This window comes from Brevundimonas sp. UBA4553, assembly GCF_002387245.1.
In the GTDB taxonomy this organism is placed as follows: Bacteria; Pseudomonadota; Alphaproteobacteria; order Caulobacterales; family Caulobacteraceae; genus Brevundimonas.
Window position 1 is genome coordinate 403,478 of the sequence record NZ_DGLD01000019.1, and the last position, 14,557, is coordinate 418,034.

15 protein-coding genes are annotated in these 14,557 nt (G+C 65.1%); 13 read left to right on the plus strand and 2 right to left on the minus strand.

Going from position 1 to position 14,557, the window contains the following annotated elements; genetic code table 11:
• From B4A39_RS14405 to B4A39_RS14445, 9 genes are read left to right on the plus strand one after another with little or no spacing between them, the layout of a single operon-like run.
• Positions 1 to 627 (plus strand): NADH-quinone oxidoreductase subunit J, encoded by a 627-nt coding sequence (locus B4A39_RS14405; RefSeq protein ID WP_292037247.1) that lies wholly within the window; start codon positions 1 to 3, stop codon positions 625 to 627.
• On the plus strand, positions 627 to 935 hold the full coding sequence (gene nuoK / locus B4A39_RS14410) for an NADH-quinone oxidoreductase subunit NuoK (RefSeq protein WP_105563431.1): 309 nt from the start codon (positions 627 to 629) through the stop codon (positions 933 to 935). The genes B4A39_RS14405 and nuoK overlap by 1 nt, the downstream gene beginning before the upstream one ends.
• Positions 936 to 949: 14 nt before the next feature.
• Entirely contained in the window at positions 950 to 3,028 is a 2,079-nt protein-coding gene (nuoL, locus tag B4A39_RS14415) for an NADH-quinone oxidoreductase subunit L (RefSeq protein WP_292037351.1), read from the plus strand.
• A 5-nt stretch (positions 3,029 to 3,033) separates the two neighbouring features.
• Complete coding sequence (locus B4A39_RS14420) at positions 3,034 to 4,521, plus strand: NADH-quinone oxidoreductase subunit M (protein ID WP_292037249.1); 1,488 nt, start codon at positions 3,034 to 3,036, stop codon at positions 4,519 to 4,521.
• Between the two features lie 7 nt (positions 4,522 to 4,528).
• Positions 4,529 to 5,971: an NADH-quinone oxidoreductase subunit NuoN gene (gene nuoN, locus B4A39_RS14425; protein ID WP_292037250.1), complete on the plus strand. Its 1,443-nt coding sequence runs from the start codon at positions 4,529 to 4,531 to the stop codon at positions 5,969 to 5,971.
• A 4-nt stretch (positions 5,972 to 5,975) separates the two neighbouring features.
• The gene (locus tag B4A39_RS14430) at positions 5,976 to 6,722 is read left to right on the plus strand and encodes a biotin--[acetyl-CoA-carboxylase] ligase (protein WP_292037251.1); all 747 of its coding nucleotides are present in this window, start codon (positions 5,976 to 5,978) and stop codon (positions 6,720 to 6,722) included.
• Positions 6,719 to 7,513: a type III pantothenate kinase gene (locus tag B4A39_RS14435; RefSeq protein ID WP_292037352.1), complete on the plus strand. Its 795-nt coding sequence runs from the start codon at positions 6,719 to 6,721 to the stop codon at positions 7,511 to 7,513. Before B4A39_RS14430 ends, B4A39_RS14435 begins: the two co-directional genes overlap by 4 nt.
• 6 nt (positions 7,514 to 7,519) lie before the next feature.
• Positions 7,520 to 9,196, plus strand: coding sequence for a ribonuclease J (locus tag B4A39_RS14440; RefSeq protein ID WP_292037252.1), 1,677 nt, complete (start codon positions 7,520 to 7,522; stop codon positions 9,194 to 9,196).
• Positions 9,196 to 9,534, plus strand: coding sequence for a DUF3088 family protein (locus tag B4A39_RS14445; RefSeq protein WP_292037253.1), 339 nt, complete (start codon positions 9,196 to 9,198; stop codon positions 9,532 to 9,534). Before B4A39_RS14440 ends, B4A39_RS14445 begins: the two co-directional genes overlap by 1 nt.
• Positions 9,535 to 9,721: 187 nt before the next feature.
• On the opposite strand, the gene B4A39_RS14450 is transcribed toward B4A39_RS14445, so the two are convergent.
• The gene (locus B4A39_RS14450; protein WP_292037254.1) at positions 9,722 to 10,081 is read right to left on the minus strand and encodes a 5-carboxymethyl-2-hydroxymuconate Delta-isomerase; all 360 of its coding nucleotides are present in this window, start codon (positions 10,079 to 10,081) and stop codon (positions 9,722 to 9,724) included.
• An 88-nt stretch (positions 10,082 to 10,169) separates the two neighbouring features.
• Between B4A39_RS14450 and B4A39_RS14455 the strand changes: the two genes are divergently transcribed.
• Genes B4A39_RS14455 through B4A39_RS14470 form a run of 4 tightly spaced genes read left to right on the plus strand, consistent with a single transcriptional unit; the run spans position 10,170 to position 13,829 of the window.
• Positions 10,170 to 10,436: a DUF1467 family protein gene (locus B4A39_RS14455; protein ID WP_292037255.1), complete on the plus strand. Its 267-nt coding sequence runs from the start codon at positions 10,170 to 10,172 to the stop codon at positions 10,434 to 10,436.
• A 60-nt stretch (positions 10,437 to 10,496) separates the two neighbouring features.
• Positions 10,497 to 11,813: a proline--tRNA ligase gene (gene proS, locus B4A39_RS14460; protein ID WP_292037256.1), complete on the plus strand. Its 1,317-nt coding sequence runs from the start codon at positions 10,497 to 10,499 to the stop codon at positions 11,811 to 11,813.
• Positions 11,810 to 13,120 carry a lipoprotein-releasing ABC transporter permease subunit gene (locus tag B4A39_RS14465; protein ID WP_292037257.1) on the plus strand — a complete coding sequence of 437 codons (1,311 nt, stop codon included), beginning with the start codon at positions 11,810 to 11,812 and terminating at the stop codon, positions 13,118 to 13,120. The genes proS and B4A39_RS14465 overlap by 4 nt, the downstream gene beginning before the upstream one ends.
• A 4-nt stretch (positions 13,121 to 13,124) precedes the next feature.
• On the plus strand, positions 13,125 to 13,829 hold the full coding sequence (locus tag B4A39_RS14470) for an ABC transporter ATP-binding protein (RefSeq protein WP_292037258.1): 705 nt from the start codon (positions 13,125 to 13,127) through the stop codon (positions 13,827 to 13,829).
• A 10-nt stretch (positions 13,830 to 13,839) separates the two neighbouring features.
• Here B4A39_RS14470 and msrA read toward each other — a convergent pair whose 3' ends face one another.
• Positions 13,840 to 14,472 carry a peptide-methionine (S)-S-oxide reductase MsrA gene (gene msrA / locus B4A39_RS14475; protein ID WP_292037259.1) on the minus strand — a complete coding sequence of 211 codons (633 nt, stop codon included), beginning with the start codon at positions 14,470 to 14,472 and terminating at the stop codon, positions 13,840 to 13,842.
• Positions 14,473 to 14,557: the final 85 nt, after the last annotated feature.

Below are 14,557 nucleotides of genomic sequence, written 5' to 3' on the forward strand. Positions count from 1 at the left end.
ATGCTGCAAGGCATAGCGTTTTATCTTCTGGCGACGGTCGCCGTGGTCTCGGGCCTTCTGGTCGTGACCGCGCGCAACCCCGTGCACTCCGTCCTCTGGCTGATCCTCAGCTTCTTCTCGGCCGCCGGCCTGTTCGTCCTGCTGGGCGCAGAGTTTCTGGCCATGCTGCTGGTGGTCGTTTACGTCGGCGCTGTCGCGGTGCTGTTCCTGTTCGTGGTCATGATGCTGGACGTCGATTTCGTCCGTCTTCGTGAGGGCTACGCTCGCTACCTGCCGCTGGCGGGGATCGTGGCCGGCGTGTTGCTGGCCGAGATGATCATGGTGTCGATCACCGTGGTGCAGGGCGGGGCGGCGCGATCAGCTATCGCTCCCGTCGTGGCGGGCGCTGACGCCACCAATATCGAGACGATCGGCCGCGTGCTCTACACGGACTACGTCTATTTCTTCCAGGCTGCGGGCATCGTGCTGCTGATCGCCATGATCGGCGCCATCGTGCTGACCCTGCGCCACCGCCCCGGCGTGCGCCGCCAGGATCTGGCCGCTCAGGCTAACCGCGAACGCGCCAAGGCCGTCGAGGTCAAGTCGGTCGCCACCGGCCAGGGCGTCACCCCCGAGGAGCTTCTGTGATGGACATCTCGCTCCAGCACTATCTGGCGGTCGCCGCCATGCTGTTCACTATCGGCGTGTTCGGCATCTTCGTGAACCGCAAGAACGTCATCATCATCCTGATGTCGGTCGAGCTGATCCTGCTCGCGGTGAACATCAACTTCGTCGCCTTCTCGACCTATCTCAATGATGTGTCGGGTCAGCTGATGGCCATGTTCGTCCTGACCGTCGCTGCGGCTGAAGCCGCCGTTGGTCTGGCGATCCTCGTGACCTTCTTCCGTAACCGCGGTGATATCGCGGTTGACGACGCCTCCGTGATGAAGGGCTGATCGGAACCGTGACTATCCAGACTCTCGTCACTCTCGGCGTCTTCGCCCCCCTGCTGGGGGCGATGATCGCCGGCTTCTTCGGTCGCAGGATCGGGAACATTCCGTCGCAGGCGGTCACGACCGGCTTGCTGTTCTTCTCGTGCGCGGTCTCGTGGATCGTGTTCAGCCAGTGGACCTGGGGCGGGCTCGAAGCCTTCACCGTCCACATCGCGCCCTTCATCCACGTGGGCGACTTCCAGTCGAACTGGTCGATCCGCGTGGACGCCATGTCGGCCACGATGCTGATCGTGGTGACGACGGTGTCGTCGCTGGTTCACCTGTATTCCTGGGGCTACATGGCCGAGGACGACAGCCGGCCGCGCTTCTTCGCCTACCTGTCGCTGTTCACCTTCATGATGCTGGCGCTGGTGACGGCCGCCGACTTCCTGCAGATGTTCTTCGGCTGGGAAGGCGTGGGTCTGGCCTCCTATCTGCTGATCGGCTTCTGGTACAAGAAGGACACCGCCTCGGCCGCCGCCATCAAGGCCTTCGTGGTCAACCGCGTCGGCGACTTCGGCTTCCTGCTGGGCATGATGACCGTCTTCTGGATGTTCGGCACGATCGAGTTCGCCGAGCTGTTCCCGCAGATCGCCGGCAAGGCCGGAACGGGCTGGGACTTCCTGGGCCACACCTGGTCGGCGCTGGATCTGGCCGGTCTGCTGCTCTTCATCGGCGCCATGGGCAAGTCGGCGCAGTTCTTCCTGCACACCTGGCTGCCGGACGCCATGGAGGGCCCGACGCCTGTGTCGGCCCTGATCCACGCGGCGACCATGGTCACCGCCGGCGTCTACATGGTCTGCCTGCTGTCGCCGCTGTATGAGCACGCGCCGGTCGCGTCGCTGTTCATCGCCATCATCGGCGGCATCACGGCCATCTTCGCCGCGACCGTGGGCATGATGCAGAACGACATCAAGCGCGTGATCGCCTATTCGACCTGCTCGCAGCTGGGCTACATGTTCTTCGCGGCGGGCGTGGGCGCCTATCAGCCGGCCATGTTCCACCTGTTCACGCACGCCTTCTTCAAGGCCCTGCTGTTCCTGGGCGCCGGTTCGGTGATCCATGGCATGCACCACGAGCAGGACATGCGGAACATGGGCGGCCTGTGGAAGCTGCTGCCCGTGACCTATGCGGTCATGATGATCGGCACGATCGCCATCACCGGCCTGGGTCTGCCCGGCGTCGGCGGCTTCGCCGGCTTCTACTCCAAGGACTCCATCCTCGAGAGCGCCTATGCGGCGGCGACGTCGGGCCACTCGGCTGCGGGCATGTTCGCCTTCGTCATCGGTATCTCGGCGGCCCTCCTGACGGCCTACTACTCGTGGCGTCTGGTCTTCATGACCTTCCACAACAAGCCCGTGTGGAAGGACGAAGGCCACCATCACGCCGACGACCACGCCTCGCACGCCCAACTGGAGACGCATTCCGAGCCGCTGGACGATCACGGTCATGACGATCACGCGCATGACGACCATCACCATGGTCCGTTGCAGCCGCATGAGAGCCCTCTGCCCATGGTCGTCCCGTTGCTGGTGCTGTCGATCGGCGCGGTCTTCGCGGGCATGATCTTCGCCCCGCACTTCGTCGGTCACCACGAGGCCGAATTCTGGCGCGGCGCCATCTTCGTCGGCAGCCACAACCACGTCCTGCACGAGAGCCACAACGTCCCGACCTGGGTGAAGTGGGCGCCGTTGATCGTGACGCTGCTTGGCACCTTCGCCGCCTTCTGGATCTATGTCCTCAAGGAAGGCGTCGCCAGGCAGTGGGCCGAGCGCAAGGGCCCGCTGTGGACCTTCCTCTACAACAAGTGGTTCTTCGATGAGCTGTATGACGTCGTCTTCGTGAAAGGCGCCAAGGCGGTCGGCGACTTCTTCTGGAAGATCGGCGACGTGAAGATCATCGACGGTCTCGGCCCGAATGGCGCGGCCTGGGCTTCGCTGAAATCGGGCGGCTGGCTGTCACGCTTCCAGTCCGGTTTCGTCTACTTCTATGCATTCGTGATGCTGATCGGCGTGGCTGTGTTCCTTGCCTTCGCCATCTTCACGTGGGGAGCCTGAGCCTCGTGCCTCACATTCTGAGCATCGTCACCTTCCTGCCGCTGGTCGGCGCCGGCCTGCTGCTTCTGGCCGGCATGATGAACAAGGGCGGCCAGGACGCCGCGGCTCCGGCCGCGCGCTGGATCGCCCTGGGCACCACCCTGGTCGTGCTGGCCGTGTCCGTCCTGCTGGTCGCCCAGTTCGATCCGTCGAACCCGGCCTATCAGTTCGTTGAGAACTACGCCTGGTTCGCGGGCGCCGGTTACCATCTGGGCGTGGACGGGGTTTCGATCCTGTTCGTCCTGCTGACCGCTTTCCTGATGCCGATCTGCATCGTGGCCAGCTGGAAGTCGATCGAGACGCGCGTCGTCGAATACATGATCGCCTTCCTGGTGCTGGAGACCCTGGTCATCGGCGTCTTCACCTCGCTGGACCTGTTCCTCTTCTACATCTTCTTCGAAGGCACCCTGGTGCCGATGTTCCTGATCATCGGCATCTGGGGCGGAGCGAACCGGATCTACGCCTCGTACAAGTTCTTCCTCTACACCCTGCTGGGGTCGGTGCTGATGCTGCTGGCCATGCTGTGGATGGCCCATGAGACGGGCACCACCAGCATCCCCGCGCTGAAGCAGTACGCCTTCGACCCGGCGGTTCAGCCGCTGCTGTGGCTGGCCTTCTTCGCCTCCTTCGCGGTGAAGATGCCGATGTGGCCGGTTCACACCTGGCTGCCCGACGCCCACGTTCAGGCTCCGACGGCGGGTTCGGTCATCCTGGCCGGCATCCTGCTGAAGCTGGGCGGTTACGGCTTCATCCTGTTCAACCTGCCGATGTTCCCGCAGGCGTCGCAGATGTTCACGCCCCTGGTCTTCACCCTGTCGGTGATCGCCGTGGTCTACACGTCGCTGGTCGCCTTCCGTCAGACCGACATCAAGAAGCTGATCGCCTATTCGTCGGTCGCTCACATGGGCTTCGTGACCATGGGCATCTTCGCCGGCAACGACACCGGCGTGCAGGGCGCGGTCTTCCAGATGCTGAGCCACGGCTTGATCTCGGGAGCGCTCTTCCTGTGCGTCGGCGTGGTCTATGACCGGATGCACACCCGCGAGATCGCCTTCTACGGCGGCCTGACGGCGCGGATGCCATGGTACGCCGCCATTTTCCTGATGTTCACCATGGCAAACGTCGGCCTGCCGGGCACCTCGGGCTTCATCGGCGAAGTGCTGACCATGACCGGCGCCTATCAGGTGTCGACCTGGACGGCCCTGATCGCCGCCTCGGGCGTCATCTTCTCGGCGGTCTACGCTCTGACGCTGTTCCGCAACGTCATGTACGGCGAGATCAAGAACCCGGCGCTGCAGACCATCACGGACATCGACAAGCGTGAGCTGTTGATCTTCGTGCCGCTGATCGTCGGCACCATCTGGCTGGGCCTCTATCCCAACGCCGTCCTCGACTACACCGGGCCGACCGTTGAGGCCCTGACGACCGCCTATCGCGCAGCCATCGGCGGGTGAGAGCATAATGACTGATCTGTCTTCCGCCCTTCAACTCGCCGCCCCGGAACTGACCCTCGCGGTCGGCGGGCTGGTGCTGCTCATGCTCGGCGCCTTCACCGGCGAGAAGTCGACGCGCCTGATCTCGGGCCTGTCGATCCTGCTGCTGGCCGCCGCCTCGGTTCTGGCCGCGGTCGGCCCGCTGGGCACGGCTTTCAACGGCGCCTATGTGGCCGATCCTCTGGCCGTCTATGGCAAGGTCGCTATCTTCCTGTCGGCGGCGGTCGCCATTGTCCTGGGCGACGGCTGGATCCACCGCAACGGCATCGCCAAGTTCGAGTATCCGGTCCTGATCGTGCTGGCCTCGGTCGGCATGTCGATGATGGCGTCGTCGGGCGACCTGATCTCGCTCTACATCGGCATCGAGATGCACTCGCTGGCCCTCTATGTCCTGGCCGCCTATCACCGCGACAACCTGAAGGCCTCGGAAGCGGGTCTGAAGTATTTCGTCCTGGGCGCCCTGTCGTCGGGTCTGCTGCTGTATGGCGCCAGCCTGATCTACGGCTTCGCCGGTTCGATGCGCTTCGTCGACATCGCGGCCTTCGCTACGGCCAATCCGGGTCCTGGCCTGATCTTCGGTCTGGTCTTCCTGATCTGCGGTCTGGCGTTCAAGGTTTCGGCCGCGCCGTTCCACATGTGGACGCCCGACGTCTATGAAGGCGCCCCGACCCCGGTCGTGGCCCTGTTCGCCACGGCGCCCAAGATCGCCGCCATGGTGCTGATCATCCGCGTCTTGGTCGAAGGCTTCGGCGTCGCACACGGCCAATGGGCCCAGGTCATCATCCTGATCTCGCTGATCAGCTTCGCCGTCGGTTCGTTCGGCGGTCTGATGCAGAAGGACATCCAGCGTCTGCTGGCCTATTCCTCGATCATCAACATCGGCTACGCTCTGCTGGGCGTGGCGGCGGGCACCGAAGCGGGCGTCCAGGCCGCGCTGATGTTCATGACCCTTTACGTCATCGACCAGTTCGGCTTCTTCGCCGTCCTGCTGTCGCTGAGCCGCAACGGTCGCCCGATCCGCAAGATCGCCGATCTGGCCGGTCTGAAGAAGGATCGTCCGCTGACGGCGGTGGCCCTGACCATCCTGTCGCTGTCGGCCGTCGGCATCCCGCCCATGTCGGGCTTCTGGGGCAAGTTCTTTGTCTTCGGCGCCGCCGCTGATGCGGGCTACTGGATGGCGGGCGCGGCAGGTCTGGTCGCCTCGGTCGTGGCCGGCTTCTACTATCTGCGCATCATCAAGGTGATGTGGTTCGACGCGCCTGAAACCGACGTCGCCACCGACAAGTCGCCGCTGGAAGCCAAGTGGGTCGCCCTCGCGGCCGCCGTCTTCTGCTTCCCGCTGGTGATCGTCGCCCTGACGTGGCTGGAGCCGCTGACCCGCGCCGCCGCCTCGGGCGTCGGGGTCGGGTAAGGGTTTGGCCGCGCCGGTCCTGATCCTCGACGAGACCGACTCCACCAACGCCGAGGCGCGTCGCCGCGCCGAGGCGGGCGAGGTGGGGCCGCTGTGGATCACGGCGCGGAACCAGACGGCCGGTCGCGGCCGTCGTGGACGCCAGTGGGGCAGCGATAGCGGTAATCTGTTCACCACCTTGCTGTTGCTGACACAGAAGTCGCCGGCTGAGGCGGCGCAGCTGACCTTCGCCGCCTCGCTGGCGGTGGCGGACCTGCTGGATCGCTACGTCCCGCCGGCCCTTGTCACGATAAAATGGCCTAATGACGTGCTGCTGGACGGCCGCAAGACCTCCGGCATCCTGATCGAGTCCGGCCCGGCGCCGTCTGGCGGCCTGTGGCTGGCGATCGGCATCGGGGTGAACCTGAGCCAAACGCCCGGCGAGACCGAACGACCCGCCACCTGCATCGCTGAACACCTCAATCAGGATGTGGCCTCGGCGCCCGGTGTCGATGAGGCGGCGAATGCGCTGGCTGAGACCTTTGGCGTGTGGCTGGACCGCTGGACCACGCTCGGTTTCCAGCCTGTTCTCGACGCTTGGACCGCGCGGACGCCGGGGCTGCATGGCCCTTGCATTGCGCGGCTGACGCACGAGACGCTGACCGGCACGGCCGACGGGGTCGAGGCGGATGGTTCTCTGCGTCTGAAACTGTCGGACGGAGCGCTGCGGATCATCTCCGCTGGCGACGTCTTTTTCGGAGGGGCCGCCTGATGCTGCTGGCGATCGAGCAAGGCAACACCAACACCCTCTTCGCCGTCCACGACGGCAACGAGTGGATCGCCCAGTGGCGCACGGCCACCGACGCCATGCGCACGGCCGACGAATACGCTGTCTGGCTGCATCAACTGTTCGAGATGCGCGGCAAGGGGCTGTCCATGAAGGATCTCGACGGCTGCATCATTTCCAGCGTCGTGCCGCAGTCGATCTTCAACCTGCGTAACCTGGCGCGGCGCTATATCGCCGTCGAGCCTCTGGTGATCGGCGAGAACGTCAACCTCGGCATCGAGGTGCGCATCCCCAAGCCCAGCGAGGCCGGGGCCGATCGTCTGGTCAACGCTATCGGTGCGCTGCAAGTCTATGAGGGCGACCTGCTGCTGATCGACAGCGGCACGGCCACGACCTTTGACGTGGTGTCAGGTGGCGCCGAGCGAGGGCAGGGGGCCTTCGAGGGCGGTTTGATCGCGCCGGGTATCAACTTGTCCCTGCAGGCCTTGCATGAAGCGGCGGCCAAGCTGCCGCGCATCGCCATTCAACGCCCCGATGTCGTGATCGGGCGTGACACCGTGACTTCCATGCAATCAGGCGTCTTTTGGGGCTACATCGCCCTGATCGAGGGCCTGGTGGATCGCATCAAGACCGAGTGGGGCAAGCCCATGACGGTCGTCGGCACCGGCGGCGTCGCTTCGCTGTTCGAAGGCTCGACACAATCAATCGACCGGTTTGATCCGGACCTTACCATCCGCGGCCTACTCGAAATCTGGCGGCGGAATACCCACCTCTAGGGACGTATGACAAAGAAAACTCAAAACGACGAACTCGTCTTCCTGCCGCTAGGCGGCTCGAACGAGGTCGGCATGAACCTCAACGCCTACGGCTTCGGCCCGGCGCATGACCGTAAGTGGATCATCGTCGACGTCGGTGTGACCTTCGGCGACCCGTCCACGCCCGGCGTGGACGTGATCGTGCCCGATCCGACCTTCCTGGAGGGCGAGAACATCCTGGGCATCGTGCTGACGCACGCCCATGAAGACCATATCGGCGCCCTGGGCTGGCTGTGGCCGCGCATCAAGGCGCCGCTCTATGCCACCCCCTTCACCGCCTACCTGATCCGCGAGAAGCTGCGCGACGCCAATATCCTCGACGATGTCGAGCTGAACGAGATCCCGCTGGGCGGTGACCTGAACCTGGGTCCGTTCGACGTAACCTTCGTCACCATCACCCACTCGATCGCCGAGCCGAATGGTCTGGCCATCAAGACGCCGCTGGGCACGATCCTGCACACCGGCGACTGGAAGATCGACAATGATCCGGTCGTGGGCGAGCGCACCGACGTCGAGACCATTCAGCGCCTCGGCGACGAGGGCGTGCTGGCCATGGTCTGCGACAGCACCAACGTCTTCGTGGACGGGGTGGCGGGTTCCGAGGGCGACGTGAAGGTGGCCCTGGCCGCCCTGATCAAGGACCTGAAGGGCCGCGTCGCTGTTGGCTGCTTCGCCTCCAACGTCGCGCGCATGGACAGCGTGATCCGCGCCGCCGAGGCCGCCGGTCGCCGCGTGGCCCTGGCCGGGCGCTCGATGCACCGCATCACCGCCGCCGCCAAGTCGGTCGGCATGCTGAGCGACGTCAAACCCTTCCTGTCGGAGCAGGAGGCCCGCGTCTGGCCGGAGGACGAGATTCTGTATCTCTGCACGGGCAGCCAGGGCGAGGTCCGCGCGGCCCTGTCGCGTGTGGCCGAAGGCACCCACCCCTTCATCAAGCTGGGCAAGGGTGACCACTGCATCTTCTCGTCGCGGGTCATCCCGGGCAACGAGCTTTCGATCGGTCGCTTGCAGGACAAGATGGCCGACCGGGGCGTGCGCCTCTACACCGAGAAGGACCATCCCGGCATCCACGTCTCGGGCCACCCTTGCCGCGACGAATTGCGTCAGATGTACAACTGGGCCCGTCCGCAGATCGCGGTGCCGACCCACGGCATGCGCCGCCATTTGATGGAACACGCCAACCTGGCCAAGGACATGCAGGTCCCGGAAACCGTGACGCCGCGCAACGGCGACATGGTGCGTCTGGCTCCCGGACCCGCCGCCATCATTGATGAAGTGCCTTCTGGCCGTCTGTTCGTCGATGGCGGCATGCTGGTCGAGGAGGCGGGCGAGGCCCTGCGCGAGCGCCGGCACGCGGCGTCGAACGGCGTCCTGGTCGTCAGCTTCGCCATGGACAAACGCGGCAAGATCGTCAGCGACATCGACGTGCGCGGCATCGGCCTGCCGGGTGATGCGGACCGCCCGCTGGGCGACATCCTCGACGATCTCGCCGAACGCGCCGAACAGGCGGTTCGCAAGCTGAAGGGCGAGGCTCTGGATGACGAACTGGTGGTCGAACAGGCCGTTAGCCGCGTGTTGAAGAAGGCCAGCCAGCAGGTCTGGGATCGCCGGCCTATCGTCGAAACCGTGATCCTGCGTCTGTAATGACGGATCGGCTCTATCTGCTGAACCCTGACTGGTTCGACGATGAGGGCGGGCCCTGGTACTGCCCGCCCGGTGCCCGGATCGAAGGCGTTCTGAGCCTTTACCCGCGTCTGCGCGAGAAGGTCCACATCACGCATCTGGATCACCCGCGCCCGCGCTCCGCCGTGGTGGCCGAGGTAGGGGCGGCCAACCAAAGCTGCCCGTTGCTGGTGCTGGACGGCGAGTTCGACTGGCCGGACGCCCAGATCAGCATAGAGACCGGCGCCCGATTCCTGCAGGACGACGACATCCTGCCGTATTGGGCGGCGCGTTACGGCATCGGGCGGCCGCACCCGTAAAAGTGAACCCTTCTCCCAATGGGAGAAGGTGGCCCGAGGGGCCGGATGAGGGTTGGCGATATCCATCGGCGTAAGCCGCCGCGCTGCGGCTGACGCCGACGGACGCCTTCGACCCTCACCCTTTCGCCTGACCAATCGCTACGCTCTTGGAGGCTTAAGCCCTCTCCCACTGGGAGAGGGAAGGTGCTCAGCTCCCCAGCGTGACCTTGCGATAGTTGTCCTTGTCCAAGGCCCCGATCTCGACCGAGATCTGCGCCGGTCCTTCATACCGCGTCACCCCGGCCAGCAACGCCGCCTGCACTGCTTCCCCCAAAGCCGTCTTCTGTTCCTGCGTGCGGCCAGTCAGGATGCGCAGGTCGCAGTGGACCATGGCCTGGGCAGGGTCCCCATCGGCGATGATCAGGTCGTTGCAGCGCACGATGCGGGTCTTGCAGGCCTGGGTCTTAGCGCCGACCAGATCCACGCAGAGCCTGTGAATTTCGAGCGCCAGGGCGCGCCAATCGGTCCCGTCGAAATGGGGGGAGTGTTCCAGGGTGATCTGTGGCATGAGGGCGTCCTTGTTTCGCGCCATCCCTTAGCTCGCTGCTGACGCGGGCGAAATGCGGAATGGCGCCTGAACCGATGGATGATCGCCCATGCCTCTCGGCCCCTTCACTCTGGTGGCGCTGTATCTGACCTCCTGGTGGATCGTGCTGTTCATGATCCTGCCACTGGGATCATCGAAGCAGGTCGAGACGCCTCCGACCGACGGCAGTCAGTGGGGCGCGCCCGCCAACCCCCAGTTGAAGAAGAAATTCATCACCACGACCTGGGTCTCGGCCCTCGTCTGGGCGTTCATCGTCTTCATCGTCTGGACGGGGTGGATGCCGCTTCCGGACTTCTCGCGCGGCCCTGCGCTCTAGCTTTCGCCCCATTCGCCCGGTTAAACCTCGGGTCAGACTGATTTTGCAGAGATTCTCGCCATGCGCCTGTCGCGCTATTTCCTGCCGACCCTGAAAGAAGCCCCCTCTGACGCGCAGATCGTGTCGCACCAGCTGATGCTGCGCGCGGGCATGATCAAGCAGGAGGCCGCCGGTATCTACGCCTGGCTGCCGCTGGGCCTGCGGGTGCTGCGCAAGATCGAAGGCATCGTACGCGATGAACAGGTCAAGGCAGGCGCTGTCGAGTTGCTGATGCCGACGCTGCAACTGGCCGACCTGTGGCGCGAGAGCGGCCGCTACGACGCCTATGGCCCGGAGATGCTGCGCATCACCGACCGCCACGAGCGCGAGCTGCTGTACGGGCCGACCAACGAGGAAATGGTCACGGATATCTTCCGGGCCTACGTGAAGAGTTACAAGGCGCTGCCGCTGAACCTCTTTCACATCCAGTGGAAGTTCCGCGACGAGCGCCGTCCGCGCTTCGGCGTCATGCGCGGCCGCGAGTTCCTTATGAAGGACGCCTATTCCTTCGATCTGGACGAGGCCTCGGCCCGCATCGCCTACAAGCGCATGTTCGCCGCCTATCTGAACACCTTCTCGCGCCTGGGCCTGAAGGCCGTGCCGATGCGCGCCGACACCGGCCCCATCGGCGGCGACCTGAGCCACGAGTTCATCGTCCTGGCCGAGACTGGCGAGAGCGAGGTCTTCTGCGACCGCAAGCTGGTCGAGATGGACGCGCCGGGCCACAACCTCAGCGTCGAGCAGCTGGAAGGCGTGTTCAATGAGCGCACGGCCCTCTACGCCGCGACCGAGGAAATGCACGACGCGACCCAGTTCGAGAGCCAGACCGTCGAGGGCGACCGCCTGTCGGCGCGCGGCATCGAGGTCGGCCACATCTTCTACTTCGGCACCAAGTACTCGACCCCGATGAAGGCCAAGGTCGCCGGACCGGATGGTCAGGACACCGAGGTCCACATGGGCAGCTATGGGGTCGGCGTGTCGCGTCTGATGGGCGCCATCATCGAGGCCAGCCACGACGCCGGCGGCATCATCTGGCCGGACTCGGTCGCCCCGTTCGACGTGGTGGTGATCAACCTGCGCGCCAGCGACGAAGGCGTCTCGGCCGCCTGTGAGGAGGCCGTTGCCAAACTCGAGGCGCTGGGCAAGGACGTCCTCTACGACGACACCGACGAACGCCCGGGCGGCAAGTTCGCCACCGCCGACCTGATCGGCGTGCCGTGGCAACTGACCATCGGTCCCAAGGGCCTGGCCGACGGCGTGGTCGAACTGAAGCGCCGCGCCACGGGCGAGAAGCAAACCCTGTCGCTGGACGCCGCCCTGGAGCTGCTGACGAAATGACTGACGCCGCGACGGCTGTCCCGCCGCCCGCCGTAAAGCCCGCCGGTCCCTTCTCCGCCTGGGAGATCGGACTGGCCCTTCGCTACCTGCGCGCCAAGCGCAAGGAGGGCGGGGTCGCCCTGATCGCCATCATCAGCTTCGTCGGCATCATGCTGGCGGTGGCGGTGCTGATCAGCGTGATGAGCATCATGGCCGGGTTCCGTAGCGAACTGCTGGGACGGATGCTGTCGTTCAACGGGCACATGTATGTGCAGGGGCCGGTGCTGACTTCGCCGGATCGCGACGCGGCGTTGAAGCGCATCAGCGACGTGCCGGGTGTCGTCTCGGTTTCACCGCTGACGGAGTCGCCTGCCATGTTCCGGGCCGGAGGCCAGATGACCGGCGGCGTCGTGCGCGGCGTGCGACCCCAGGATCTGGCGTCGACCAAGTTCGTCTATGACAGCCTGACGCCCGAAATGCGCGCAGACTTCGGCCGTGGCGACTACGGCGGCGATAACATCCTGATCGGCAAGGCTCTGGCCGACCAGATGGGGCTGAGCGTCGGCAGCGCCCTGTCCATCTATTCGCCGACCGGGGCCGACAGCGCCTTCGGAAACCTGGGCGGTCTGGAAAAGACCTACCGGGTCGGCGGCATCTTCAGCTCTGGCACGGCTGACTATGATCGCGCCTACATCTTCATGCCGCTGGAGCAGTCCCAGCTCTTTTTCGGCAAGGAAGGTGTCTGGGAGGTAATCGAGATGAAAGTCGCCGAGCCTGATCAGGTCGAGAGGCTGCTGGCGCCGGTGCAACAAGCGGCTGGCCCGGGCAGCATCGTTACGGACTGGCGCAACAGGTTGGCCGCCTTCTGGGGCGCGCTGAAGGTCGAGCGTGTGGCCATGAGCATCATCCTGGGGCTGGTCGTCGCTATCGCCGCCATGAACATCATCAGCGGCATCGTCATGCTGGTGAAAAACAAGACGCGCGACATCGCCATCCTGCGCACCGTGGGGGCCAGCCCCTCGTCGATCCTGCGCATCTTCTTCGTCTCGGGCGCGGCCATCGGCATCGGCGGCACCATCGCCGGCCTGGTTCTGGGTTTGCTGTTCTGTCTGAATATCGGCGCCATCCAGCACTTCATTGAAGGGCTGCTGGGGGTCCAACTGTTCAACGCCGACGTCTACATGTTGGACGCCATTCCGGCCCTGGTCGATCCGTGGGACGTGACCTGGGTGGCGGTATTCTCCTTCTTCATGAGTTGCCTCGCCAGCCTGCCGCCGTCGTGGAACGCGTCGCGGATCGATCCGGTGGAGGCTCTGCGCTTTGAATAGTCCGTTGCACAAGACGCCGACGCTGAGCCTGCGCGGTATCACGCGCACCTATCCGACCGCCTCGGGTGGGCTGACGGTGCTGAAGGGCGTCGATCTGGACATCATGCCGGGCGAGGTCGTCGGCCTGATCGGGCCGTCAGGCTCGGGCAAGTCGTCCCTGCTGCACGCCGCCGGTCTGCTGGAGCGTCCCACCAGCGGGCAGGTCATGATCGACGGCGAGGACGTCGGCGGCCTGGACGAGCGGGCGCGCACGCGCCTGCGTTTGTCGCGGATCGGTTTTGTCTATCAATTCCATCACCTGCTGCCGGAATTTGATGCACGGGATAATGTCGCCCTGCCGATGCGCATCGCAGGTCATTCCGAGGCTGAGGCGCGCCGTCGGGCGGAGACCCTCCTCACCAGTCTTGGACTGGGCGAGCGATTCACCCACCAGCCGGCCCAGCTGTCGGGCGGCGAGCAGCAGCGGGTCGCTATCGCTCGCTCGCTGGCCAACAATCCGCGCCTTCTGCTGGCCGACGAACCGACCGGCAACCTCGACCCGGCCAACAGCCACGCCGTGTTCGCGGCCCTGCGCGAACTGGCCAAGACCACAGGTGTCGCCGCCTTGATCGCCACCCACAACATGGAACTGGCCGGCCACATGGACCGCGTCTTCGCCCTGAAGGACGGCCATCTGGAAGAACGCGCGGCCGAGGCCCAGACCTACTGATCGGAGGTTGCTACCCGACGGCGGCGGCGCCCCACAGGGTGCGCAGCCTCGCGCTACGGCCGCAGCCGATACGGTAGGCTTCATATTGGGCGGGGCGCCGACGGGCGAAATCCTGATGCTCCGGTCCTGCGGGCCAGAAACGCATGGCGGGATAGACCGGGGTGGTGAAGCCGGACGCCTTGGCGCCCAAAGCGGCGATCGCGGCGGTTCGTGATGCCTGCGCTGCTGCCGTCTGGGCCTCGGTGGCATAGACGGCCGTGACATAGGAAGGTCCTTGATCGCAGACCTGTCCGGTGGCGTCGGTCGGATCAATGGTGCGCCAGTAGCGATCAACCAGGGTGCGGTAGCTGACTACGGCGGGATTGAACGTCACCAGCACCGCTTCTCGATAGCCGGTTCCACCGCGCACCACCCGCTCATAAGTCGGATTGGGCGCCGTGCCGCCGACAAAGCCGGACACTGCCGAACGCACGCCGGGCAGCCCATCGAAGGCTTTTTCCTCAGTCCAGAAGCAGCCGCCGGCGAAGATCGCCGTCTGATAGCCGGCCGGCGTCGGCTCCAGCGCGGCGGCCTTGACTGGCGTTTCGCCGGGCGAACAGGCGGCGGCAAGCGTCAGGACGATAGGGAACAGAAGGCGCGACATGGGGAAACTCCCGGTCATTCGGCACAGTGTACGCTCGATAGGGGAAATTGGATGTTTCCTGCGCCCCGTGCTTGCAATGAGAACA

Bases quoted from the DNA above. Each gene is read 5' to 3' on its own strand.
- B4A39_RS14405 (WP_292037247.1), top strand. From the start codon at position 1: ATGCTGCAAGGCATAGCGTTTTATCTTCTGGCGACGGTCGCCGTGGTC.
- nuoK (WP_105563431.1), top strand. From the start codon at position 627: ATGGACATCTCGCTCCAGCACTATCTGGCGGTCGCCGCCATGCTGTTC.
- nuoN (WP_292037250.1), top strand. From the start codon at position 4,529: ATGACTGATCTGTCTTCCGCCCTTCAACTCGCCGCCCCGGAACTGACC.
- B4A39_RS14440 (WP_292037252.1), top strand. From the start codon at position 7,520: ATGACAAAGAAAACTCAAAACGACGAACTCGTCTTCCTGCCGCTAGGC.
- B4A39_RS14445 (WP_292037253.1), top strand. From the start codon at position 9,196: ATGACGGATCGGCTCTATCTGCTGAACCCTGACTGGTTCGACGATGAG.
- B4A39_RS14450 (WP_292037254.1), bottom strand. From the start codon at position 10,081: ATGCCACAGATCACCCTGGAACACTCCCCCCATTTCGACGGGACCGAT.
- B4A39_RS14455 (WP_292037255.1), top strand. From the start codon at position 10,170: ATGCCTCTCGGCCCCTTCACTCTGGTGGCGCTGTATCTGACCTCCTGG.
- proS (WP_292037256.1), top strand. From the start codon at position 10,497: ATGCGCCTGTCGCGCTATTTCCTGCCGACCCTGAAAGAAGCCCCCTCT.
- B4A39_RS14465 (WP_292037257.1), top strand. From the start codon at position 11,810: ATGACTGACGCCGCGACGGCTGTCCCGCCGCCCGCCGTAAAGCCCGCC.
- msrA (WP_292037259.1), bottom strand. From the start codon at position 14,472: ATGTCGCGCCTTCTGTTCCCTATCGTCCTGACGCTTGCCGCCGCCTGT.